Raw genomic sequence first — 24,281 nt, forward strand, 5'->3', positions numbered from 1 at the left:
GATGATAATTAAATGGCTAATGGCTATATTATTACTGACCTTACGATACTACTAACCCTAGCTCTACTGCGAATAAGCGTTTTATGAAAAAATTAATTTCTAAAGTAACCCATTGGCTGCCGCACCTGCTTCAGACATGGCGTATAGCAAATAGCCCTAATGTTTGGGCACATTGCGCAAGCGTAGGCTTTTTTGGTTTTTTGTCTATTTTTCCAGCAATGGCCGTGTTTGTACTGATTTATGGTCTCGCTTTTTCACCTGTTGAAATGCAAGAGCAGATTTCACTTTTACGTTCGTTTATCCCTGAATCTGTATATGAGGTTCTTAATTCACGCTTAAGCGAGCTGGCTTCTAACACTGCATCAAAACTGACTTTTGGTTTGATTGTATCGACGCTACTAGCTCTTTATGCAGGCTCCAAAGGCATAAAATCCTTAATTATCCTGGTTAATCTTGCCTTTCATATCACCCAAGAGCGCAGCTTTATACAAGGCACCATTCGAGCACTTAGTTTAACTTTTGCTGCCGTTGTGGTCTTGATTATAGCCATCTCCTCTATCGCTATTATTCCTTTGGCGGCGGCTTATTTTCCTTTTCCGCAAATCGCTAAGACCATTGCGCTTTGGAGTAGATGGCCGATATTGGCTGGCATTATATTCTTAAGCTTCTTAAGCCTATATCGTTTTGCGCCAAACCGTGACGCCGTAGCGCTGAAAAAACTGTTGCCAGGCGCTGCCTTAGCTACTGTTCTCTGGATTTTATTGTCCGTGCTATTTTCGATTTATGTGCAAAACTTTAATAACTATAGCGCTGAGTTTGGTGCGCTTTCAGCAGCGGTAGTCATTATGCTGTGGCTTTATTATTCAGCATTTATTGTCGCTTTTGGTGCTATTTTTAATTTTGAAACTTTAGAAAAATCTAAACCTTATGCTATTCGAGTGTACTAGGTCAAAACGACTTTACCCTATCCTTTTCACTCTCAACTTTATTGCTTTAGGAATCTCACTGTCATGACTGAATTTCCAAACGAATCAGACGACTCACGCAAATCAACTGATTCGACTGATGAGTCAACGCTGTCTCATAATAATCAGCCGTCAGTCGATTCTGTAGAAGACATACCTGACGTGGAACCAGAACAGGCAACACCTACTTATCGTGATGATCCTAAATCTGACAAGTCTGCCATGATAAAAAAGGCGCTGCTTGTCTTATTCGTGCTGATTGCCTTGGGCGTTATCGCTTATGGTTTGTATAAAAGCAACCAAAGCAGCGAACCTGACGTCGTTACCCTACAAGGGCAAATGCAAATGCAGCAAACCTCCATCGCCGCAAAAGTACCGGGGCGTATCGCTCAAATCATGGTCACTGAAGGAGATGAGGTGACGGCTGGTCAACAATTAATTGAGATGGATTCGCCTGAGATTAACGCAAAGATTAATCAAGCGCAGGCTGGTAAGCAAATGGCACAGAGTCAGCTTGATAAAGCCGAAAATGGTGCTCGTCCGCAAGAGATTGCCCAAGCAAAGGCTGCATGGCAAGCCAACAAAGCGGCCTCGGATCTGGCAGAGAACACCTATCAGCGTGTCAATCGACTCTATGAAGAGGGTCTCATGGCGCGACAAAAACGCGATGAAGCTTATGCGCAGTATCTTGCAACCCAAGATCAAACCGAAGCGGCACGCTTGCAATACGACTTGGCAATGGAAGGCACGCGTAGTGAAGACAAATCCGCCGCTACCGCACAGGTGGCACAAGTCGATGCTCAGCTAGACGAGGCACTGGCTGCAAAAGAGGAAGCGAACTTAAAAAGCCCTATTGCTGGTATCGTAGATAATGTAATAGTCAGTGCTGGTGAAGTCATCGGTCAAGGTGTGCCGCTATTAACGTTGGTTAATACCAATGATCAATGGGTAGTACTGAATGTCACCGAAACCTATTTGAACCAGTTTGCCATTGGTCAGCAGTTTACTGGTACTATTCCGGCGTTATCATCAGCAGACAAACCCTATAGCAAGCTGTTTACTGTCTACGCAACCTCTACATTGTCTGACTTTGCGACGTGGCGACCCACCAATAATGATGATGGCTTTGATGTGCGTACCTTTGAAGTCAAGGCGCGACCAAGTAAACCTGATACGCGGATTCGCTCTGGAATGAGTGTCATCGTCCGTATCAATCCAACCCTTGCTAATCAGAGCCAAGAATAAGCCATGCGCCTAACTCAGCTTAGCGAAGCTTTTATACGTAGTGCCGCCTATGAGCGGCGTTTTTTGGCCAAAAATTCTTGGGATTTTGCCATGGTGGTTTGGATACCCTTGGCGACAGTACTGCTGATTTGGTGGATTTTTTCGCAAACGCAAATTACCAATTTGCCTATTGGGGTGATCGATCAAGACAATAGCCCTGTTGCTAATACCGTGGTGCGCTATCTAGAGGCCAGTCCTGATATTACCGTCAGACAGCTTTATCGCTCGCCAGCCGCTGCTGAAGCGGCAATCCTGCAACGAGATATTTATGCAGTCGTGATTATCCCTGAGGATTTTTCTCGCAATATTTTATCCAGTAAACCAGCGCCACTGATTTTACAAGTAAATGCTCAGTACGGTACGCACTCTGGGATTATCCAAAAAAGCGTCCAGTCCGTCGCTGCCACCTTATCCGCAGGCGTTGAGATACAGCGTTTGGTCAAGCAAGGCATGACACCATCACAAGCAGCGATTGCTTACTCACCGATCAGTATTCAGCGCATCAGTTTGTTTAATGCGGCAACCGACTATCAGCAGTTTTTGGCCTCAACTGTTATTCCTGCACTGCTGCATATTTTGGCAATGGTCATTGGGGCAACGACGATTGGACGTGAGTTGCGGGATAAACGAATTGGTCACTGGTACGCTTTTATTGATACTGGTCGTCCCAATTTGACGGCACTTATAGATAGTGAAGCACTGTCTACGCTCGACAATAAGCAAACACGTAGCGATGACCTTGAAACATCGGAAAGTCTCAAAAAAAATCAGCAAGTAAGTATTGCCGTCTTAATATTTGGCTTATTGGGCAAATATTTTTGGCCAATGCTTGCCTATAGTATATGGTCTGCATTAGCACTATGGCTTGCCACACCGCAACAAACGGTCGCTCTCGCCTCAATGGTTGTCACTTACATCGGGCTGATACTATTGATGATGCTGTCATTTTGGCTGGGAGCCATCTTTACTTTAAATTCATTTTCATTGCGTATGGGCTTATCCGCGACCGGTTTTATTTCTGCGCCTTCTTACGCTTTTGCAGGTGTCACTTTTCCTTATATCGCTATTAGTGATAGCGCGCAGCATTGGTCGAACATCCTACCGCTTACCCATTATCTAAAACTACATATCGCGCAATTACAGATGCACGCACCCGTTGCCATATCGTTGCCAATCATTTATGGCCTGACGCTAGCGACCTTGATTGCTATGGGTCTGACTGCCGTACTAAGCAAGCGCGCATTGGCGCGTCCTGAACGTTGGGGAGCACGCTAATGTCGCCATTATCAAAAAACAAGCCACAAAAAAAACCTAAGCAATCAACCACTTCGTCATCGTCACAGAGCTTCTTAGGCAGTTTTTTACAGACTCTCAAAGATATCTTTACCGATAAAGGCGTAGTTTTGCTGTTAATTGTGGCTCCTATCATTTATGGTTTCTTTTATCCATGGCCGTATTCTACTGAAGTCGTCAATCACGTACCCGTTGGCATTATCGATAAAGACAATAGCAATCTATCCCGTACCATTGTCCGTTATGCGAGTGCCAGCCCGCAGCTGAACACACAGCGATTTGTTAATGAGCAAGATGCCATCGAGGCCATGTGGTCGGATCAAATCGCTGGCTATATGATCATCCCTAGTGGCCTTGAGCAGCAAGTGTTGTCTGGTAAAGCAGCTAGCGTGAGTGTGCTCGGCAATGGCGGCTATTTTATCTTGAATAAAAATGTACAGCTGGGATTTTTAAAAGCGGTCAGTACGGTATCGGCTGGCATTGAAGTGAAAAAAAGCGTGGCACAAGGCGCATATTCGCCCACCGCTGCCAAAAACACCCAAGCCATACCGCTACAGATTATTCCTTTATACAACCAAACTGAAGGTTATGGTGCCTACGTGGTGCCAGCGGTATCCATTATTATCTTACAGCAGACATTACTCATGGCCACCGCAATGCTGATCGGTACTTGGTATGAGCAGCGCCGCCACATGACTACGATACGCGGCTGGCTAGGACGTATTGGTGCACTCAGCATGTTGAGCTTTATCATCGGCTGCTTTTATTATGGCTGGGCGTTTGAGCTCCATCATTATCCGCGCGGACAAAACATGGCTGGCAGTTTGTTATTCTTGCTGCTATTTTGTCCGACCGTTGCCACCCTTGGTTGCTTGCTGGGACTGTGGTTCCGGCAACGTGAGCGCAGTATGCAAATTTTAATCTTTAGCTCGTTACCGTTATTTTTTATCAGTGGCTATCCTTGGCCTGCCAACCAACTCCCTGAGATACTACAGTTGGTACGTTGGCTGGTGCCGACTACCCCTGCTATCAATACCTCTGTGCAGCTAAATCAAATGGGTGCCAGTGTCGCTCAAGTCGCTATGGGCTTTTATGCACTCGCAGGCTTATGGGCATTTTACTTTGCATTACTGCTGCTGTTTCGCTGGCGTACCTCACAAAAACAATTGCCTCATAAAGTTTCGATAAAGATGTAACAAATCAGGCGATTGTCAGTTTTCCCATCCATACATAAAATCATCTTTCTCAGACTTATTTCAGGACGGGACGATTCATAAAAAAGGCCAAACACTTAAAATGTTTGGCCTTTTTTGGGTTTATTTGTGTGATAGGCATTTGCTTTAAACTAAGTTTTGCAAGTGACGCCTTCAAGCCCTAACAAATATTCTTTCTTATCCAGCCCGCCCGTATAACCTCCAAGCTTACCATCGCTAGCAATGACGCGATGACAAGGAACGATAATACTAAAAGGATTTTTGCTATTGGCATTGGCCACCGCGCGAAAGCCTTTGGGATTATCCACATTTTGCGCCAGCGTTGCATAGCTGATTGTCTCGCCATAACCAATATCTTGTAATGCTTGCCAAACTCGTTGCTGAAAATGGGTTCCTAAGCTTGCATCTATAGGCAAATCGAAATTCTGACGATCCCCTTTAAAATAAGCCTTTAACTGTTCGATAGCATTTATGAGTAATGCTTGGGCAGGCTCACTTTCTCTTAAGCTATCGTTATTAATGAACGTAAAATTCTGATCGACAAGGCCGTAGTGCTTTTTAAGTTTGGGAATAGATTTTGAGCTGTGCCAAGAGTTACCTGCCAGCAGCCAATTGACTTCAACCAGTTTAGGGCTACTATGCTCATTGACACTTGCAATCAACGTCAATTGATGTGATCCAAAAACTGCTGTAGTAACTATCATAGTTTTTCCCATTTCCAGATGTCTATAGACTATCAAATTTACCCAAGATTAATTAGACTTACTTTATAGTTTTAGTTGCTAATCGTATCTTACTCTTTTGTGAGACATACTGTCCAATAGTAAGTAGCATGATTGACACTGACAAAATAACAATCATGAAAAATGCGATCGTCTGCTGGTATGGGTTTGCACCACCATCACTCAGCTTGATAGCCATTGCTGCACCTTGCCGTTTAAGACTCACTACATTACCCTCAATACTATATTCCGCTATGGTATCAGGCTTCGATGAAGCTATTTTTCCAGCATTTACCCAGTATTCAGTTTCATCTTTGGCATAAGATTTAGTTATAGGTACGACAGCGTTCTCATCAAATTTATAAAAACAACCTTTTGGTAGTTGAATAGTGACTTCATCTGTTTTTGTCGAGCTCTGCGACTCTGGTTGGTCAGAAAAATAGTTTTGCCAATATTTAGCGGCACTTTTTTCTGCCCATGTTCTGATTGACGTTATCAGCAGAGAATGGGTCGTTATATCCAAACGCAGAACAGGCTGACTGAGACTTACCTTTATATTGTCAATCTGGGCTTGACTGCTTATCTCTGTATCCTCATAACTAGAGTCAGTAGTTGATGTACTAAAATGACTGGCTAACTTTTGATAAATTTCATTACAATCGAATGCAGGATTAAAGGCACAAGCCTTATCAATATCTTGTATGTAGGTTGGTCTCATAATAATCTTGTCATCACCATATCCAGAACCTGACATAAACCCTACATTACTAGGCATAATATTAAGCGTCATCATGCTCTGAATATAATCAGGCAACGTCTCAGCTCTTTCGCCTTGCTTGCCAATGATGATTACATTACAGTCTGGCGCGTTATTACCTCGAAACCTTGACGCTATTTTGCAAGACAGCACTTCATTGCTATTCAAGGTCATCCGATCTCCGATATCGGGTGGATTGTTTATAATTTCTTGATAACCAGAATAGGCTTTTAATTCCGAGGAATGATTTTTTGTATTTTGAAATATTGTTTCTGGAGTAATATCCAATTGGTTAAAAAAAGGGTATGTCAGAGCAAGTGCTATCGCCGCCCCACCTATCCATAATAGAGCTCTGAGGTTAACTACCTTTGTCTTTTTATGATAATGCTCAAGTATAGATTGAAAGGGTTCTAAAGACAGTAATTGATAGCCTGAACTTTTATGGGCAGTGAAAGCAGCTAAATATTCTGTATCTTTATCATAGTGGGTGTAAATAAACGTGCGTTTTTGCTCCTCATCAGGAAACCTTAAATGATATTCGGGGGTAATATAAAGCTCAATATCATTCAGATGCCACTTGTTGAGCCGCTTGATGGGCAAACTGGTAATTTTACCCCGAGCTGTCGATACATTTTGTTTCTGCTGATGGCTTCGATACGTTTTTGTAAGGCTTTTTACGCCTAGCAGAATAAATAAGAACGCTATTATTAAAAAAAACCAACTGACGGCCTGAGGTAGATAGAGCGCCGCCAAAAACGACAATAAAGATAGTCCACTGTATGTGATACTACCGCCGTACCATAACTGATTACGACGCAAGTATAGTTCTAAATCAGACTCTTTACGTTTGGAAATAACATTCAAATAAAATATAGCATCTTCATTTCTATTATTCTCTTGCCAGATGCCTGTCGCTCTATCAGTAAGCTCAATGTCATTAATAGCAACGATAACGCCAATGCGAACCCCTGATGTCTTACTTGTATCAGCTTTTGCTACAGCAATCTCAACCGTATTCTCACCAGCTCCAAAAAAACTATCTAAATCATAAGGTATAAGAACCTCTATACCTGCAAATAATAACCTAGTGGTCGTATTACCTTGAGCAGTAAAGGTATGGACAGCTAGGTCATAACCCTTTAGCTCATAAACATCATCATCTCTAAGCGCTAACTCATACTTTTGCAGATAAGGCGCTATAAAGTGCTTTTCAGTTTGGGTTAGTATGCGAATAGGATCTTTGAGCCGTTTCAGCTTTGTGGCACTAAATACGAGCTGATATAAATATTTAAAAACCACAAACAACGTTATCACAGCCAAACATAAAGAAGCTAGCGTTCCTAAGAAAGCCATAAAAAATCTTATTAAAACAAAAGTTGACTTATATTATAGTTTTACTTTTGTATTTATTCCAGACCTAATACTCATGACTTAATGCAAAACGACCTATCGAGCGCTACTCTTTATCATCGGTTTCAAACAAGGCAGCGACAAATTGTTTTGGACTAAAGGCGCGTAAATCATCAATCGACTCGCCAACGCCAATATAACGGATAGGCACGTCTGTGGTTTCGGCAATATTAAAGACCACACCACCTTTGGCCGTTCCATCTAACTTAGTAATCGTAATACCCGTTAATGGCACGACTTTGTTAAAGAGTTCTACTTGGTTAATGGCATTTTGACCCGTGCCAGCATCGAGGACAATCATACCTTCGTGCGGTGCGCTTGGATCGGCTTTACGCATGACGCGTACGACTTTTTCTAGCTCCGCCATGAGATGAGTTTTGTTTTGCAAGCGTCCAGCGGTATCTGCTATCAGCACATCAATGTTTTTTGCTTTGGCAGACTGCATGGCATCAAAAATAACAGAAGCACTATCTGAACCATGACCTTGCGCCACGACTGGAATGTTATTGCGCTCACCCCAGATTTGCAGCTGTTCGGTTGCGGCAGCACGAAACGTATCACCAGCAGCCAGCATGACAGATTTGCCCTCGCCTTGTAAGCGCTTGGCAAGTTTACCGATGGTGGTGGTTTTACCGACACCATTGACGCCCACAACTAAAATCACAAAAGGTTTTTTGCTGCTATCAATTATAAGTGGCGCAACTTTTGGCGTTAAGATATCAACCAGTTCCGTTTGCAATGCTTTATACAATGAATGCGCATAAATCAAATCCCCACGAGCTGTCTGCTCAGTCAAGCTTTTGATAATACGGTTGGTCGCGTTGACACCAATATCAGCAACCAGTAGCTGATCTTCAACTTCTTCTAACAACTCATCATCGATTTCTTTGCCACCGATCAGGATACTGACCATACCTTCAGCTAGATTTTTACGTGATTTACTCAGCCCTGTTTTCATCCGATTAAACCAGCTGCCTTTTTTCTGACTTTCTTGAGTCTCTGCTACTGGTTCTTTTGGCATGGCAACTTGCCCATCGCTATTAACAACGGGGGTCACGCTTGGACTATCTCCCAATTGCTCCTGTAATGGCATGGTTGGAATCGTTGAAGCCGTATTGGTCTTGCTGCTAGCTTCTGTTTCTTTGGCACGCGAAAAGCTTTCAGAGGAACTTTTAGGTACGTTATGCTCTTCTGTCATGACAATCGGCGTGGCTAAAGCGATACTTTCAGCAGCATGGGCGCTTGAGACGTCTTTGTTTGTCGTCGTTTCTTGATTTGTCGTATCGTCATTATTTTTCACATTATCGTTATTTGTCACATTATCATGATGCTTATCAGTCACCCTAGCATCGTCTAATGGTTTGGTAAGTACGCTATCCTCATCAACGATGGGCATAGATTGCACCGGTAGACTGGGTAAGGTAATATCATCGTCATCTAAGTCATCGAGACCACCGTCAAGGTTAATGACTACACGATTGCTATTATTTGGGTTATTCATAAGCTTGCCCTAAAAGTTATCATTATTAGTAAGATGTTTATTTTAAAATTGATCGGTATATTGTCAGTTTTCTACCATTTGAATGGTAGATTATTTTTAGCCTAGTTTAGCATAATTCAAGTTGCGCTCAGCCTTTACCCTACCAGACCAACGCTAAATAGTAAGAAGTGATCAGACAGGCCAAACGGTTGAGAAAGTTTAGCTTAAGGTTTGGACACAAAAATCTGACCCTTAGCAGGCGCAACTTCGCCTACTCTTAGCGAACTTTATTCAATAACTTTCTACTAGGAACCACCTATGCTATCGTCATTAAATTGCTATAAAAAAATAACCTCTATCAGCGCAGCTCTGCTAATAGCTACCATCGCATTGTCAGCGACTGGCTGTAACACAACATCAGAGTTTAAACCGACGGCTAGCGTAATGGTTGGCGCACACAAATCGCTATAACGCTGGCGATTATTATAGTTAGCAAGCACACATTCAGTCATCTTTTTATATAAGCAGAACATACCATGTCCTCGACTTTACCACTACACGTTTTACGCGTTGCTGGCGCTTTGGCTATAGCAACTACTCTTGCAGCCTGTCAAACCAATACTGTTGGTACTCCTTCGTCAGCGGATGGAAACGCGCTTGTCAAAAATCCAGCCATGCAAGGTGCGGCGCAGAGCAAGGTAAATCAAAATCCAGACAGTAAGGACGATCAGCAGTCGTCAGCGTTGTCCATGGATATGTCAGGTCGGCATGAGTATCAGTTAGAAAACGGTCTAAAGATCGTGGTAAAAGAAGACCACCGCGCACCCGTCGCTATGACCCAGATTTGGTATCGAGTGGGGTCGACAGACGAGCCGCTTGATAAAGGCGGACTCTCGCATTTGCTAGAGCATATGATGTTCAAAGGCACCTCTAATGTATCGAGTGACGATTATGAACGTTTGATCGCCAAATTTGGGGGCGTTAACAATGCCTTTACCAGTTATGACTATACGGGTTACTACGAGCTATTCCCAGCCAACCGCATGCCGCTAGCGCTAGAGCTCGAAGCCGATCGAATGAAAAACTTAATCTTCGATGACAAAGAATTTACCAAAGAGCATCAAGTGGTCATGGAGGAGCGACGCCAACGTACAGATGACAACCCACTTGCCAAAGCTTATGAATCATTCCGATTGTTGGCGCTGCCTGATAGCCCAAAAGGCGAATCTGTCATTGGCCCTATGAGTGAGCTTGAATCCATTACGCTCCCAGAGCTAAAAGAGTGGTACAAGACTTGGTACGCACCAAACAATGCAACCTTGGTGATAGTTGGCGATGTCGACCCAACAGAAGTATTGGCGCAAGTCAAACGCTACTTCGGTGATCTCAAACCAAGCAATCTGCCCAAGCGCCCTGCTGTCAGTCAAAAAGGCTTTCGTGGTTATCAGCAAGTTGAGTCTGAACAAGCGGTACAAGTACCTGTTTTGCTGATGGGTTATAACGTGCCCAGTCTCGTCACTGCCGGCACAGCCAATGAAAAACAAGCTTACGCGTTATCGCTGGCACAAGACGTATTAGATGGTGGTCTGTCTGCTCGCTTAGAGAGTCGACTGATACGCGAACAAGGCCTGCTCACCACAGTTGGCACCTCTTATGACTTGCTCGATCGCGGCGATGGACTGTTTTTAATTCAAGCAACACCGCGTGAAGGTGTCAGCTTAGAACAAGCGCAGCAAGCCATACTCTCTGAAATAGAAAAGCTCAAAACTGATCCTATTGCTGCTGACGAAATCAGTCGTGCCAAAACCAATACGGTCACTGGATTGATCTATGCGCAAGACAGTATGGAGGGTCAGGCACGCATGATTGGCTCGCTACAGTCTATCGGTCTCGATGACAGGCTGCTTGCCGAATTACCAGCCAAGCTTGATGGCGTCAAAATCTCTGATATTCAAGCGGCGAGTAAAAAGTACTTAGTTAAGAATAACTTGACCGTCATGCATGTGATACCGCCTACAGAGCAAGCGTCTAAAGAAAAGGCATCTACAAAGCAAATAAGTCAAAAAACGGTAAGCAAAAACAAATAATAACAACGTGCTGTCAATATTTTCACTGATAAGCCAATGCTAAAGACCTTATTAATAAGAAGAAAGCCATGACTCAGATTACTTTTCTCATGAATACAAAAAAAAGCCCTTTATTGCCGTTAGTAAATCGCAAACTTAAACTTCATTTCGAACCTCGTTTCGAATCTGGGTTTAAGCAGCGTTCCTACTTGAGCCTAAGTATATTATTAGGTTTGACAATATTGACGACCACCGCTCAGGCAGATACCACTGGTAGCGAAGACTTTCGTACGCCATCAGCTGCCGTTGATATAAATGCACCAATAGCCGCACTATCAACACTCACAAGTGTCGCTGATGCCAAGCCATTAAAAGTCACAGTGCCAACCATTCAACAGTTCAAAACCAAAGCTGGCGTTCCTGTACTCTTTGTACGCACCACTGCCCTGCCCATTGTTGATATTGATTTACGCTTTAATGCGGGCAGTGCTCGTGATGGCAGCATACGCAAAGCCGGTTTTGGCATCGCCAATATGACTGCCACGATGTTGGAACAAGGCTCTAAAAGCTTAAATGAAAATGAGTTTACTCGCGCTGTTGAAACCTTGGGAGTGAATTTGGGCAGTAGCGCCTATAAAGATATGTTCATAGTCTCGCTACGCAGCTTATCCGATGACGAACATCTACTGCCTGCCGTCGACTTGATGACTCAAATGCTGAATGAACCGGCGTTTGATGCAGATATCCTAGCACGTAACAAAGCGCGACTATTAGTCGGTTTGCAGCAGCAAAAACAAGACCCCAATAGCCTTGCGAGCATTGCTTTTAACGAAGCCTTATATGGCGACCATCCTTACGCGCACCCTTCCGTTGGTACGCTCGACAGTGTACCGAGTATTGAAAGAAAAGAATTGCTCGACTTCAAAAATCGCTATTTGGTGGCGGCAAATGCTTCTATCGCGATGACGGGTAATCTGACTTTAACCCAAGCCAAAAAGCTTGCTGACAATATCACGGCTGACTTGCCAGTCGGTCAAGCAGCGACAACACTACCTGAGCCCAAACCACTGACAAAAGCGAAGCATATTCACATTCCTTTTCCGAGCACCCAAACGACCGTACTTATGGGGCAACTGGGCGATAAGCGCGCCACCGATGCTATCGCACAACAGAAGCAAACCAACTTTGCCGTGGGTAACGAAGTGCTGGCGGGCGGTGATTTCAATGCGCGGCTGATGACCGAAATCAGACAAAACCTTGGCTATACCTATGGTATTTCAGGCTCAATGAGTCCGATGCTGGCGCGCGGCCCTTATCAGATTGGGTTTTCGACACGTAATGATAAAGCCCGTGCTGCTATTGATGCCAGCTTAGACGTCATCAATGATACTTTGGATAACGGTATTACTAGCACTGAGATGCGTTTGACGACTGACAATCTAAAGAACAGTTTTCCGATGGGTTTTGCCAGCAATGCCGGTATCAATAGTTTATTGGGAATGATGAATTTTTATCAGTTGCCCAAGAATTATCTGACCAATTATGTGAGTCGTATTGACCAAGTACGATTACCAGAGGTCAATGAAACCATGCGCGATACGCTCAAGCCGGATGATTTTTTGATTGTCACGGTTGGACAAGAGGATCCTTGGAAGACTAATAAATAATACTTATCAATAATAATGAGGATCAAAAAAAGCACTTATAAAAGTGCTTTTAGGAAAATCATTGAGAATTGTCTAGGGTGTGTCCTCCTTTTTAAAATGAGGACACACCCTAATAAAAAATAATGAATAACGTTATAAATTCCAGCTATTATGTGAAGTAATCAGCTTCAGTCAAGTTAGCTAGTGATGGTGATGTTTACGTCATAGCTTAAACGCTCGGGTTTATGAGTCACCCCGACATAATTTAAACGAATCACATGCTTATCATAAGATTCGACTTGATAAGAACCATTGGCAAAGTTATGCATGGTTGGCACAATTAGCAATGTCTCGATTTGATCGGTATTGATATCGATGTTTATGCTTTGACCCCTCTCTAGGTATAAGTAATAATCACAATAATTCGATATCATGACCTCCGCAGTACGGACAATAGTGTCATCGTCGACGTTTTTTTGTAGTAGTTTTGGGCATACATCAGGACGTTTGGCAGCGAGACGCGCATAAGAGTTTTTAATGTTTTCTTCGATGTCTTTTGCATCCGAGGCATTTACGTTAGGCAAACTATTTTCAGAAGCAGTGTTCGGGCTACAGGCGCTAATAAACAGAAGAGACAGAATCACCGAGCAACATAGCCCTGCATACATCTGAGTTGAGCGCAAAGTGCTTTTTTTCGGTTTTTCTGATTGATTTGATCTTTCTACTCTTAAGTACCACTTTTTCATAAATTTCACTTACTATAAACTAGGCTATATTTTTTTGACATAATACAGCATAGTTTACTGAGATAAAAAGTGATTTGTATAAGTATAATAGGATAACTATAGTCGTTTTGACCATGCGGATAAAATTATCAATAACGACATGATGAACTGCTGCTAGCATGATTAAAGCCCCACTTGCGATAACCCTCAGTATCCAAATGAATAGCACCCGTGGAGTACAGTCCTAGCCCAAAGTTATGAGACTGACCCTGATATTGCCAAAACTGACATAGGCCATCTTGCATGGTACTAAGCAGCCATGAATTATCTTCGTACTCCGGCACCCAAATATCTATAGCACCCGCAGTCATATGTTTGCTGCTATCTGCCCCGCCAGCACAGTCATTGAGTCCAGGACTACGGTAAACTGAGCGTATCTCACTACTGGCAGGTAAGATACCTTGATTCTTTAGCTCACTATACAGTCGTAGTGTGGGAACTATATTGGCCCATAATTCTTGCGGTGGCAGCTGATAAGGCTCATAGCCACATTTATCCCAACTACGTGCCGTCGTAAGCAGCTGAGACAAGGGTGGTACATTATGCGCACCCACTCGTGCATTCAAATAGCGTTGATAATCAGCGACTTGGCTAGCACGGTAGCTATTGCTGTTTAGCCAGCCATTAAAGTCGATACTGGTAAAATTGTTATAAGTATTATTACTGGTGCTGTAAGTGGAAGGATAAGTTGTATTATAGCTAGGCGTACGTCTGTTGACATTGACGCGTTTGTTTTCTTCGATGGATAAGCTGGCGTCAAAATCGAAATCACGTTGTTTTTGCTGAATTAGCCCTTGCATGCTATCGCCCGCTATCGCATTTGTTCCACTTAACCTTGTTGCTCCACTTAACATAGTAACGCCTGAGTTATAGCTTGTCGCGTTCGTGGAAGGCCTGATATAAGCATTACTGCTGCTATTGCCAGTACTGCCTCCTTGACGGACTTCGATACGACGCTCACTATTATCGCTCACGATAGCCGCATGAACGCTAATACTACTGGCACAAACCAATAGAGCGATAATAGGCTTATGAATCTGCCGATAGGCATGGTTTTTTTTATTGATCATTGCAAGAAGCTACCGCTAAAAACGTTTTATCGATACTATCAAATTTTTGGCAAGCAGGCTAAACTATCGCTTCTAATTCGTAGCCACCTATTCGTAATTAACACTTATCCTCATAATTTTCATAGTTACGTGACTTTATTACTGATGTGTTACTTTATCTGCTGGCACCTATTGGAATGAACCTCTTGTAATCACTGATTTATCACACATTTATGTCAAATTCGACATCTCTTTTACGCCAATTGCCAGTCACACTTTGCCTATGTCTTCTAATCCGCAATATCGTTTTTCACGTCAGAGCCACCATTTCGGTCAAGGTCATGCGCCGACGCTATGGCAACGTATCCATATCGATCCATGGTTGACCCTGCTTCTATTAACAGTTTGCTGCATTGGCTTAACGATTCTATATAGCGCCTCGACCCAAGACAATAGCATGGTCATACGCCAAATGGTCAGCTATGGCGTGGCATTTACCGTGATGTTTACCATGGCACAAATACCGCCAAGTATTTATCGTACCTTTACGCCTGTTTTTTATGTACTTGGACTCGTACTACTGGTACTGGTAGACATCATTGGTGAGGTGCGCATGGGGGCACAGCGCTGGATTAACCTGCCAGGATTTGGCAGCGTGCAGCCTTCAGAGTTTATGAAACTTGGTATGCCGATGATGTGTGCCTGGTTTTTGTCTAAGCGCGATCTACCTCCATCAGCATCAAGTATCGCCATCACTTTAGCCTTGATCATCGTTCCGGTGTTATTGATTGCTAAAGAACCTGATTTAGGTACTTCACTGTTAGTTGCAGCCAGTGGCATCTTCGTGCTTTTTTTAGCAGGTCTGTCATGGCGGGTGATTTCGGGCGCGGCCGTCTTAGCGATACCCCTCATCGCCGTCGCTTGGAATTTTTTGTTACACGATTATCAGCGTACCCGAGTATTGACATTACTCAATCCTGAAGCAGATGTACAAGGAGCTGGCTGGAACATCATTCAGTCCAAAACAGCCATTGGCGCAGGTGGACTGACGGGCAAAGGCTATTTAGAGGGCACGCAGTCGCATCTACACTTCTTACCGGAAGGCCATACCGACTTTATCATCGCGGCTTTCTCTGAGGAATTTGGTCTGTTGGGCGTGATGTTGTTGATGTTCGTTTATGCCTGTTTACTCACCCGTGCCTTATATATCGCTTTCACCCATCCCGATGTGTATAGCAGGTTATTAGCAGGCGCGGTCGCCATGTCATTTTTTGTTTATGTGTTCGTCAATGTCGGTATGGTCGGCGGCATTTTACCTGTCGTTGGTGTACCCCTGCCTTTCATTAGCTATGGCGGCACCGCAATCGTCACTTTAATGGCGGGATTTGGGCTACTGATGTCCATTCATACTCATAAATCTAACTAACCGCCATCATCTAATAACTCTTATGGTAAAAATGAAAAAATAGAATGTAGGTCAGTTTTAACGACTAAAAACTGGCTTTATTTGTAATTAATACTACAGATATTTTTGATATTATCCATTTTCCTCTAACGCAGTTATCCATCATAAGTTTTTGATATTATTGAATTACTAAAAATAAAATCACTGTCTTTCTTCGTCAAAAGCGTGCTTATTGTCAATCTACACTGATAGGTTTTAATCCTTGTTTTTTACAAATAATTGCGTTAACCTCGTTTTACTGTGTTTTGCTACATAACCCGTACAGAGCTACTAACAAACTTAGCATTTAATTATATTTTAGTTATAGCTCATCCGTATAGTTAGCAAATCCGAGATTTCAGGCTTTCAAATCGACTACTTAATTAACGCTTTAATAACAAAGTAATACGTAATACACTTCAAAACGTTTATTAATTTAGCAATACATGGAAGTTTGTTTATCGGATATGATAAATGTCGGTACTGACCATTTAAACTTTAGTTGTTTGACTATTAGAGTCGGTACTTAATTAATATTGTTAACTATCATTTGAGCACATCATAAGCATTTCGGTCATTTACTACTGCAACGCATTTATGATAACAAAATGAAAATTATCATATGTTAGACCCTATAAAAGCCATCTTTTGCATCAATCCTGATTAGAATGACCGATTGGTACATAGGCTTTAGAGCTTGCGACACGATTAGATTGGTCTAAGTCTGTCACACTCGATCTAAGATTTTTAGAGTTAGGTTTTAATGTATAAGTTATAGAGGTATTTATGAATAAGCGTTTATCTGGTTTACTTACAATGTCAGTATTTCTATTTGCTGGCTCTGCAGTCGCATCTAATGCCAATGCAGTAGAAGCAAAAACCACCCTTGCAATGATTTCGCAAGATAACGCCTCCCATATCGACCGTGTACTCGGTGAGCTTAGTCGTCAACATGATGGTGCTTCAAGCTTGGTTAAGTCTGCCCGTCAGCCTACCTCATTAGCACTTAGCAGCTCATTATTAGCGAGCGATACCGCCCAAGTAAGCAATGACGAAGATGTGTTAGAGCGTTTAACCGCAGTCGCGTCTAACTCAGTAAGCAAATTTAAGCAAACCGGTTTGGCATCTTGGTACGGCCGTAAGTTTCATGGTCGCAAAACAGCCAGTGGTGATACTTTTGATATGAATGCCCTAACAGCGGCGCATCGTTCACTACCATTAAATTGCTATGTGAAAGTCACCAATAAAACCAATGGCAAAAGCGTCGTGGTAAAAGTTAATGATCGCGGTCCATTCCACGGTAATCGGGTAATGGATTTGTCTTACGGTGCTGCCAAGCAACTAGGTATCACGAGCAAAGGGGTTGGTAACGTTTCGATTGAGCGTGTTTCAGGACCATAGTTCTAAAACAACAGCCTTCTTAATTAGAAACAAAAAACGCCTAACCATGATGAGTTAGGCGTTTTTTTATGTCTGACATTAATCCTTTCTAATACAAAGCTATAAGCCTATCGGTTATAACTCAAACGCGCTTTCGATAGCATCATCGAGACGTTCAACCGCAATCACATTAATGCCTTTAAACTGAGGAGCATCTTTTGCAGGCGCATTGCCCTTAGGAATAATGGCATGTTTAAAACCATGCTTCATCGCTTCTTTCAATCGCTCTTGACCATTAGGGACAGGGCGTATTTCCCCAGACAAGCCCACTTCACCAAACACGGCCAATGATGAAGGTAAAGGCTTTTCTTTAATACTAGAAGCGCAAGCCAATAATACAGCCAAATCAGAGCCTGTCTCTATGACCTTGACACCACCGACTACGTTGACATACACATCTTGTCCGCTGGTATGAATGCCACCGTGTCGATGCATGACGGCCAGCAGCATGGATAAGCGTTGAAAATCTAGCCCCAGCGCCATACGTCTAGGTTGACCTTGCGAATCATCAACCAACGCCTGTACCTCGACCAATAGCGGTCTCGTACCCTCACGACTGACCATAACTACCGATCCAGCCACGGGCTTATCATAGCGGCTCAAAAATATCGCTGACGGATTGGCGACTTCTTTCAGTCCCATATCGGTCATACCAAAAATACCGAGCTCGTTAACCGCACCAAAACGATTTTTAACCGCGCGAATCATCCGAAAGCGGGAGTCCGACTGTCCCTCAAAATACAATACCGTATCAACCATATGCTCAAGCACGCGTGGCCCTGCGAGCGTACCTTCTTTGGTCACATGCCCCACTAAAAATAGCGCAGTGCCCGTCTGCTTGGCATAGCGTGTCAAAATAGCCGCAGATTCTCGAATTTGACTGACGCCGCCCGGCGCAGAATTGATGGCATCTGTATAAATAGTCTGAATAGAATCAATAATAGCGATGGCTGGCTGTTCTTGAGTTAAAGCCGCACAAATAGTTTCGACGTTGGTTTCGGCCAATACCCGCAGCCTGTCTGCTGGCAAATCTAAACGTTTGGCACGCATAGCAACCTGAGCCAGTGACTCCTCACCGGTCACGTAAAGCGCACTACCTGCCAGCGAATCAGCACGAGCCATATTGGTCGCTGTTTGTAATAAGATAGTGGATTTACCAATACCGGGGTCGCCACCTATCAGTACAACAGATCCGGCAACCAATCCACCGCCGAGCACACGATCAAACTCACTAATGCCAGTGGGCAAGCGCGTATCTAGGCCGACGCTGACAGCATTAAGCGGCATGACCGCACTATGGGTACCAGAATAGTTCCCTGTAGGTGTGCCACTGCTGCCTGTGTTACGAGGCGCTGCACGACCAGCATTAGGCTTAGCAGTACTCTTATTATGATGCGGCATACTGACGTTTGGCGCTTCAACCAAGCTGTTCCATTCCCCGCAGTCCGTACACTGTCCTGCCCATTTGCCAAAATGCGCACCGCAATGTTGACAGACATAGCTGCTTTTATTTTTTGCCATAATGTATGAGCCTTATTCAGACAATCAATCAATCATAAAATATCAGAATGCTTTTGTATAAGTGTTTATATAAGAATAGTTTTATAAGGAAGAAGCCGCTTAGATGATATAGTCGATACTAAATAAAATGGATACAAGACATTATCATGCGTGACGGGTACAAATTTTTCTTGCTTGCTGTGCCGGCGCAGACAGAGGCGACAAAAAATTTATACCAGTCACGCTGTCTCTTTTTTATATTGACCTGACTATAGGCTGTGTAGCAGAAATAATAATGAATACGATATAAATCGTGGTCGTTGGCATAAAAAATAGCAGAAACTTTATGCCAACCCATGAATAGTATAAACGAACGAAAACAGCGATTAACTGACCGGTTTATACCTGAAAATCTTTACCTAAATAGACAGATTTTACCAACTCATTATCTAAGACATCAGACGCTGTGCCTTCAGCAATAATAGCGCCTTCTGAGACGATATAAGCTTTTTCACAAATAGCGAGCGTATCGCGAACATTATGATCCGTGATTAACACGCCAATACCACGATTTTTTAGCGTTAATATCACGTCTTTAATGTCACCAACAGAGATAGGATCAACGCCCGCAAAAGGCTCATCTAGCAAGATAAACTTCGGGTCAGCGGCCAAGGCACGGGCAATCTCGCAACGGCGACGCTCACCGCCTGATACACTCATCCCTAAAGATTTACGCACATGTCCTAAATTGAATTCACCAATCAATTTTTCAAGCTCTTGGCGCTGCTCACTAGCAGTCAATTCTGTACGAGTTTGCAAAATAGCCAAGATATTGTCTTCGATAGATAATTTACGAAAGATTGAGGCTTCTTGCGGTAAATAGCCAATGCCAGCACGAGCGCGTTCATGCATCGCGTATTTGGATAAATCCATGTTGCCTAAGCTGACGCTGCCTCTGTCCATGTTGACCAGACCTACTACCATATAAAAACTGGTGGTTTTACCCGCACCGTTTGGTCCTAACAAGCCAACCACTTGACCTTGATCAACAGAAAATGAGACATCTTTGACGACCCAACGTTTGCCATAACGCTTACCTAAGTTTTTCATACTCAAGCGCTCGACAGGCTTAGCATTGTTAGTGGGGGCTAAAGCGTCAAAACTTTGGTTATCACTCATAATTTACTCATAACTTACGCATAGTGTTGTCGAAATTTAGGTGCTGCTACGCAATTGCTGCTATCACTTAGCGTACGCCGCTCTGGCTATTATTGCTGCTAGGTGGGAAGACTAGCTCCACGCGCTGGTTGCCACCGGCAGTCGCTTCTACATCACCTGCCTTTAAGCTATAACGAATGACATTGCCCGCAAAACTGGCGCCATTTTGTACCAGTTTTGCATTACCCGTCAAAGTAATAATACCAGTAATCGCATTGTAGTCGATCTTATTGGCCTGACCTTTTGCCAGACCTTTCTCTTGCGTGACCACTTGCTGCATGGTGGCTGGTCGCCCAGTCGCTACTGCAGAGTTGATACTACGACCCTGTGATAAATTGACCGTGATATTATCAGCGGTCATCTTAAACGTACCTTGAGTAATAACCACACCACCAGAATAACTGGTGACACCGGTACGCTCACTATAAGTCGCTTTATCTGCCAACAGTTTAATCTGCTGATTGGCGTCTGATGGCAGCGCATGACTGTATAGTGGTAACGCTAGCAACATGATGACTGGTAGCGTGCGCAGGCTAGAAGAGACTTGCATCGAGCGAGTCGATAATGAGCGCAAAGTAGGCAAAAACTTAGATTTCATAAACATTACTCGTTTTATTATTAGTAGTTATAGTCAATCCAAAATAATATCAATACAAGGAAACCGAGTGCAATCGATACATGAGTATGGTCAGCGAGGTTGACGCTGTAGTGATTTTATCGTGGGCAAACGATAGGATTTGCAAACTTCATGCTAGCTATAGTCAATCCCATAGGGCGTCAGACTAACTTTCACTGACTATATGGTTTTGAATATCTCTTTGGGCAAAGATCATTTCAACTAGAATAATGCCTTGTCTTTACGGTCAGCAGGAGAAAAATTAACCGCCACTTGACCGAACTCATACTCACCAGTCTCGAGATTGGCTTTCATGCTCGATGCTTCAAATCGATTCATCCCTTGCTCAATCTTGACCATTTCATCACTATAAACTTGGCCTGACTTGGTGTTACCTTTGAGCGTGCTGCCCGTCACTTTAATGGGTTCAATATCTGATGCGCCATCGGCTTTGTCTTCACTAACTAAGGTAAAACCACCAGACAAGCTCAATTCACCAGTCTGCTGACTGATGGCAGCGCTACCCGCTTCGATACGATAGCGCTGCTCATCTGAGGGCTCCCAATTCATCGTGATGCCTGACATCTCATCTTCGTTAGTTGCCGGATTGTGCGTCAATGATTCAGCAGTAAGCTCATATTCAGTGTCGCCTTGCTCATTGGTTTGCACCGCCTTAATATCAGTCGCTTCATAATCAACATCGGTCGCTTCCATGCTAACTGGCGGTGATATGTCTCCTTGCTGCTGAAAAAACCAGCCAGCAATACCAGCAATAATCAACGCTAAAACGATTAAAACACGAGTATTCACGATAAGGTATCCTGAGTTGGTGCCTCATCAAGCGTATAATGCGCGATAAAGTCTTTATAATGGCCATGACCTTTTAAGATAAGATCACATATTTCACGTACGGCGCCAGTACCGCCTGCACGTGTAGTCACCATATCGCTGCGCTTAATTACTTCGGCATGGGCATTGGGCACTGTTGCCGCAAATCCCACAGTTTGCATTGCCTTAATATCTGGCAAATCATCGCCCATATAAGCACAATCAGCCGCTGTGATATTGAGCGCAGGATCAAGGGTAGATAGCAGCTCATTTAAGGCAATCAGCTTGTCATCACGACCTTGCACCACATAATCCACACCTATTTCAATGGCGCGCTTATCCACCATGGGGCTGCTACGACCCGTAATAATAGCAGTCAAAATGCCATAACGTGCTAACGACTTAATGCCAACACCATCGTGCACTGAAAACTCTTTGGTCTCAACACCATTGGCGTCATAGATGATTTGACCATTTGACAAAATACCATCAACATCTAATACCAATAGCTTAACTTGTCCGGCTTTTTTTATTAAGTCTTGCATGAGTTATCCTTTCTTAAAGACTTTCTGGCTCTATAATGCGTGACTGGTACAAATTTTTCTTGCTTGCTGTGCCTACGAAGACAGAGGCTACAAAAAATTTATATCAAGCGCGCTGTGTCTTTTTTATATTGACCTGACTATAGATAATGCTTACTTAACACCCGCTTGTAGTAAATCATGAACCGTAATAATCGCTTCTAATCGATCTTTCTCATCGATAATCAACAGCTGACTGATACCATTTTCATTCATGACACTCAGAGCGTCTGATGCCCGCATGGTTTTGCTGATTCGGCGTGGATCGTTAACCATCACATCGCGCATCGGGGTTTGTAGATCGATGCCTTTTTCTAAACCGCGGCGTAAGTCACCGTCTGTAAATACCCCAACAACCTTATCATTATCGTCAGTGACCACTGTCATCCCTAAGCGCCCAGCAGACATAGTAAAGAGCGCCTCTTGCAATGGTGCTTGTTGATTGATAAGTGGCAAATCTTCTGACTTAGTATGCATCAAATCTTCGACGCGAGTGAGCAGTTGACGACCCAACGCCCCTGCTGGATGCGATAGAGCAAAATCTTCTGAAGTGAAATTACGCGCATGTACTAAAGCCACTGCTAACGCATCACCTAGCGCCAATGTAGCCGTGGTGCTGGAGGTAGGTGCAAGGTTCAGCGGACACGCCTCTTGCGATTTGCCTAGGGTCAATACAATATCAGCTGCACGCGGTAACATGCCACGCTTATCACGACTGATACTAATCAACGGAATATTTAAGTGCTTAACCACTGGCAGCAGCATTTTAATCTCGTCTGACTCACCAGAGTTAGAGATGGCAAGCAACACATCGCCTTTCACCAGCATGCCCAAGTCGCCATGCCCAGCCTCACCAGGATGCATAAAAAAAGCGGGCGTGCCAGTAGAAGCAAAAGTCGCGGCGATTTTGCGCCCTATCAGTCCTGACTTACCCATACCAGTGACCACTACCCGACCTTTACAAGCCAAAATAATATCGCAAGCCTGCGCAAATCTGTCGTCTATCTGCTCTGTCAGTAGTGCTAACGCCGATATCTCGGTGTTAATCGCTTCGATAGCGGTACTAATATATTGCTCATGGGTCAGATTGCTTTGGCTATTACTCATGCATCAGCTCTATGTTTATAATGAATCAATAAGATATTTTACTATACTCTGAGCAATATTAATAATGCCCTGCAAAACCTAGCACTAACGTCAAATCGATATCAATGCTAAGTAGTTATTATACGTCTATTTATACAAAAAAAACCCGCTAAAGCAGCAGGTTTTGATTAAATATATCAAGTCGAGATAACGCATCTATCTATAGGTAAATAGGCAAAATACTTCTTGTCTATTTATCTATGATTGGTTATTTATGATCAACTTAGTTGTTATCATCAGATTCGTCACTTGGCTTGTTTTCAAAGTTCGCATTCTCTGCTGGTGGCTCAAATCCACGGTCTTGACCAAATCCGCCACGCTCAAACCCGCGCTCTTGACCCTGTCCAAAGCTACCACGCTCAAAGCCACGATCTTGACCTTGGCTAAAACCGCCACGGTTAAAGCCACTACGGTTAGAGGCAAAACCACGCTCTTCAAAACCACCGGTGCCAGCAGGGTTGCTACCACGTTCAAAACCCCCACCTTGATAAGCGGCTGGCGCTGCACTTTGAGGCTGGGCACTAGTCGTTGTCGTTGTGCTGCTACGTGGATTACGTGCTGGTACAACCGTCGAGATGGCATGTTTGTATACCATTTGACTCACTGTGTTTTTGAGCAATACGACATACTGATCGAATGACTCGATCTGACCTTGCAACTTGATACCATTGACTAAAAAAATAGAGACAGGAATGCGATCTTTGCGCAGCGAGTTCAAGAACGGATCTTGTAAAGTTTGTCCTTTTGACATGAAATCTCTCCTAAATATTATATAATTATGTTTTAAGCGCCAATTATTTTAAGTGTTGCTTGAATTATAATGGCAAAGAGTAGATA

General features: G+C 43.5%; 20 protein-coding genes and 1 pseudogene. 8 read left to right on the forward strand and 13 right to left on the reverse strand.

The annotated features are described in order from the left end of the window. The first annotated feature begins 83 nt into the window (after positions 1–83). The 4 genes from JMY08_RS07055 to JMY08_RS07070 all read left to right on the forward strand — a co-directional run bounded on the left by JMY08_RS07055 (position 84) and on the right by JMY08_RS07070 (position 4,738). Positions 84–947, forward strand: a complete 864-nt coding sequence (locus tag JMY08_RS07055; RefSeq protein ID WP_201592554.1) for a YihY/virulence factor BrkB family protein — start codon at positions 84–86, stop codon at positions 945–947. A gap of 63 nt (positions 948–1,010) precedes the next feature. Next, positions 1,011–2,210, forward strand: coding sequence for an HlyD family secretion protein (locus tag JMY08_RS07060; RefSeq protein ID WP_201592555.1), 1,200 nt, complete (start codon positions 1,011–1,013; stop codon positions 2,208–2,210). Positions 2,211–2,213: 3 nt separating this feature from the next. Then, positions 2,214–3,524: an ABC transporter permease gene (locus tag JMY08_RS07065; protein WP_201592557.1), complete on the forward strand. Its 1,311-nt coding sequence runs from the start codon at positions 2,214–2,216 to the stop codon at positions 3,522–3,524. After that, positions 3,524–4,738 (forward strand): ABC transporter permease, encoded by a 1,215-nt coding sequence (locus tag JMY08_RS07070; protein ID WP_201592559.1) that lies wholly within the window; start codon positions 3,524–3,526, stop codon positions 4,736–4,738. The genes JMY08_RS07065 and JMY08_RS07070 overlap by 1 nt, the downstream gene beginning before the upstream one ends. Before the next feature lie 149 nt (positions 4,739–4,887). Here the strand turns inward: JMY08_RS07070 and JMY08_RS07075 are convergent, their stop codons facing one another. The 4 genes from JMY08_RS07075 to JMY08_RS07090 all read right to left on the reverse strand — a co-directional run bounded on the left by JMY08_RS07075 (position 4,888) and on the right by JMY08_RS07090 (position 9,658). Continuing rightward, positions 4,888–5,460: a methylated-DNA--[protein]-cysteine S-methyltransferase gene (locus JMY08_RS07075; protein ID WP_201592560.1), complete on the reverse strand. Its 573-nt coding sequence runs from the start codon at positions 5,458–5,460 to the stop codon at positions 4,888–4,890. Between the two features lie 58 nt (positions 5,461–5,518). Continuing rightward, on the reverse strand, positions 5,519–7,588 hold the full coding sequence (locus tag JMY08_RS07080; protein WP_201592561.1) for a hypothetical protein: 2,070 nt from the start codon (positions 7,586–7,588) through the stop codon (positions 5,519–5,521). A 103-nt stretch (positions 7,589–7,691) separates the two neighbouring features. Next, positions 7,692–8,666 (reverse strand): signal recognition particle-docking protein FtsY, encoded by a 975-nt coding sequence (gene ftsY / locus JMY08_RS07085; RefSeq protein WP_265089744.1) that lies wholly within the window; start codon positions 8,664–8,666, stop codon positions 7,692–7,694. A 797-nt stretch (positions 8,667–9,463) separates the two neighbouring features. Further along, complete coding sequence (locus JMY08_RS07090; RefSeq protein WP_189581470.1) at positions 9,464–9,658, reverse strand: hypothetical protein; 195 nt, start codon at positions 9,656–9,658, stop codon at positions 9,464–9,466. Between the two features lie 3 nt (positions 9,659–9,661). Here JMY08_RS07090 and JMY08_RS07095 point away from each other — a divergent pair, with 3 nt between their 5' ends. Further along, positions 9,662–11,212 (forward strand): M16 family metallopeptidase, encoded by a 1,551-nt coding sequence (locus tag JMY08_RS07095; protein WP_201592563.1) that lies wholly within the window; start codon positions 9,662–9,664, stop codon positions 11,210–11,212. 68 nt (positions 11,213–11,280) lie between these two features. After that, on the forward strand, positions 11,281–12,858 hold the full coding sequence (locus JMY08_RS07100) for a M16 family metallopeptidase (protein ID WP_201592565.1): 1,578 nt from the start codon (positions 11,281–11,283) through the stop codon (positions 12,856–12,858). Between the two features lie 176 nt (positions 12,859–13,034). On the opposite strand, the gene JMY08_RS07105 is transcribed toward JMY08_RS07100, so the two are convergent. Then, positions 13,035–13,583: a hypothetical protein gene (locus JMY08_RS07105; protein WP_201592567.1), complete on the reverse strand. Its 549-nt coding sequence runs from the start codon at positions 13,581–13,583 to the stop codon at positions 13,035–13,037. Between the two features lie 128 nt (positions 13,584–13,711). After that, positions 13,712–14,692 carry a D-Ala-D-Ala carboxypeptidase family metallohydrolase gene (locus JMY08_RS07110; RefSeq protein ID WP_201592569.1) on the reverse strand — a complete coding sequence of 327 codons (981 nt, stop codon included), beginning with the start codon at positions 14,690–14,692 and terminating at the stop codon, positions 13,712–13,714. A gap of 262 nt (positions 14,693–14,954) precedes the next feature. Between JMY08_RS07110 and rodA the strand changes: the two genes are divergently transcribed. After that, the gene (rodA, locus tag JMY08_RS07115) at positions 14,955–16,097 is read left to right on the forward strand and encodes a rod shape-determining protein RodA (protein ID WP_201592572.1); all 1,143 of its coding nucleotides are present in this window, start codon (positions 14,955–14,957) and stop codon (positions 16,095–16,097) included. 1,077 nt (positions 16,098–17,174) lie between these two features. After that, positions 17,175–17,516: pseudogene (locus JMY08_RS14200) on the forward strand (septal ring lytic transglycosylase RlpA family protein); the annotation flags it as partial. Positions 17,517–17,630: 114 nt separating this feature from the next. Here JMY08_RS14200 and radA read toward each other — a convergent pair. From radA to hfq, 7 genes are all read right to left on the reverse strand, one after another. After that, the gene (radA, locus tag JMY08_RS07125) at positions 17,631–19,076 is read right to left on the reverse strand and encodes a DNA repair protein RadA (protein WP_189581451.1); all 1,446 of its coding nucleotides are present in this window, start codon (positions 19,074–19,076) and stop codon (positions 17,631–17,633) included. 378 nt (positions 19,077–19,454) lie between these two features. After that, entirely contained in the window at positions 19,455–20,165 is a 711-nt protein-coding gene (gene lptB / locus JMY08_RS07130) for an LPS export ABC transporter ATP-binding protein (RefSeq protein ID WP_192811737.1), read from the reverse strand. 136 nt (positions 20,166–20,301) lie between these two features. Further along, positions 20,302–20,784: a lipopolysaccharide transport periplasmic protein LptA gene (gene lptA, locus JMY08_RS07135; protein WP_413191387.1), complete on the reverse strand. Its 483-nt coding sequence runs from the start codon at positions 20,782–20,784 to the stop codon at positions 20,302–20,304. 327 nt (positions 20,785–21,111) lie between these two features. After that, positions 21,112–21,699 carry an LPS export ABC transporter periplasmic protein LptC gene (gene lptC, locus JMY08_RS07140; RefSeq protein ID WP_010198114.1) on the reverse strand — a complete coding sequence of 196 codons (588 nt, stop codon included), beginning with the start codon at positions 21,697–21,699 and terminating at the stop codon, positions 21,112–21,114. After that, on the reverse strand, positions 21,696–22,262 hold the full coding sequence (locus JMY08_RS07145) for a KdsC family phosphatase (protein WP_189581445.1): 567 nt from the start codon (positions 22,260–22,262) through the stop codon (positions 21,696–21,698). The genes lptC and JMY08_RS07145 overlap by 4 nt, the downstream gene beginning before the upstream one ends. 150 nt (positions 22,263–22,412) lie before the next feature. Then, the gene (locus JMY08_RS07150) at positions 22,413–23,405 is read right to left on the reverse strand and encodes a KpsF/GutQ family sugar-phosphate isomerase (protein ID WP_189581442.1); all 993 of its coding nucleotides are present in this window, start codon (positions 23,403–23,405) and stop codon (positions 22,413–22,415) included. Positions 23,406–23,667: 262 nt separating this feature from the next. Next, complete coding sequence (gene hfq, locus JMY08_RS07155) at positions 23,668–24,195, reverse strand: RNA chaperone Hfq (protein WP_201592575.1); 528 nt, start codon at positions 24,193–24,195, stop codon at positions 23,668–23,670. Positions 24,196–24,281: the final 86 nt, after the last annotated feature.

Source organism: Psychrobacter sp. Pi2-51, assembly GCF_904846665.1.
In the GTDB taxonomy this organism is placed as follows: domain Bacteria; phylum Pseudomonadota; class Gammaproteobacteria; order Pseudomonadales; family Moraxellaceae; genus Psychrobacter; species Psychrobacter glaciei.

Bases quoted from the DNA above. Each gene is read 5' to 3' on its own strand.
- rodA (WP_201592572.1), top strand. From the start codon at position 14,955: ATGTCTTCTAATCCGCAATATCGTTTTTCACGTCAGAGCCACCATTTC.
- JMY08_RS07100 (WP_201592565.1), top strand. From the start codon at position 11,281: ATGACTCAGATTACTTTTCTCATGAATACAAAAAAAAGCCCTTTATTG.
- hfq (WP_201592575.1), bottom strand. From the start codon at position 24,195: ATGTCAAAAGGACAAACTTTACAAGATCCGTTCTTGAACTCGCTGCGC.
- JMY08_RS07075 (WP_201592560.1), bottom strand. From the start codon at position 5,460: ATGATAGTTACTACAGCAGTTTTTGGATCACATCAATTGACGTTGATT.
- JMY08_RS07070 (WP_201592559.1), top strand. From the start codon at position 3,524: ATGTCGCCATTATCAAAAAACAAGCCACAAAAAAAACCTAAGCAATCA.
- JMY08_RS07150 (WP_189581442.1), bottom strand. From the start codon at position 23,405: ATGAGTAATAGCCAAAGCAATCTGACCCATGAGCAATATATTAGTACC.
- JMY08_RS07065 (WP_201592557.1), top strand. From the start codon at position 2,214: ATGCGCCTAACTCAGCTTAGCGAAGCTTTTATACGTAGTGCCGCCTAT.
- ftsY (WP_265089744.1), bottom strand. From the start codon at position 8,666: ATGCCAAAAGAACCAGTAGCAGAGACTCAAGAAAGTCAGAAAAAAGGC.
- JMY08_RS07110 (WP_201592569.1), bottom strand. From the start codon at position 14,692: ATGATCAATAAAAAAAACCATGCCTATCGGCAGATTCATAAGCCTATT.
- JMY08_RS07095 (WP_201592563.1), top strand. From the start codon at position 9,662: ATGTCCTCGACTTTACCACTACACGTTTTACGCGTTGCTGGCGCTTTG.
- lptB (WP_192811737.1), bottom strand. From the start codon at position 20,165: ATGAAAAACTTAGGTAAGCGTTATGGCAAACGTTGGGTCGTCAAAGAT.
- lptA (WP_413191387.1), bottom strand. From the start codon at position 20,784: ATGTTGCTAGCGTTACCACTATACAGTCATGCGCTGCCATCAGACGCC.
- JMY08_RS07060 (WP_201592555.1), top strand. From the start codon at position 1,011: ATGACTGAATTTCCAAACGAATCAGACGACTCACGCAAATCAACTGAT.
- JMY08_RS07055 (WP_201592554.1), top strand. From the start codon at position 84: ATGAAAAAATTAATTTCTAAAGTAACCCATTGGCTGCCGCACCTGCTT.
- JMY08_RS07145 (WP_189581445.1), bottom strand. From the start codon at position 22,262: ATGCAAGACTTAATAAAAAAAGCCGGACAAGTTAAGCTATTGGTATTA.
- JMY08_RS07090 (WP_189581470.1), bottom strand. From the start codon at position 9,658: ATGTTCTGCTTATATAAAAAGATGACTGAATGTGTGCTTGCTAACTAT.
- radA (WP_189581451.1), bottom strand. From the start codon at position 19,076: ATGGCAAAAAATAAAAGCAGCTATGTCTGTCAACATTGCGGTGCGCAT.
- JMY08_RS07080 (WP_201592561.1), bottom strand. From the start codon at position 7,588: ATGGCTTTCTTAGGAACGCTAGCTTCTTTATGTTTGGCTGTGATAACG.
- JMY08_RS07105 (WP_201592567.1), bottom strand. From the start codon at position 13,583: ATGAAAAAGTGGTACTTAAGAGTAGAAAGATCAAATCAATCAGAAAAA.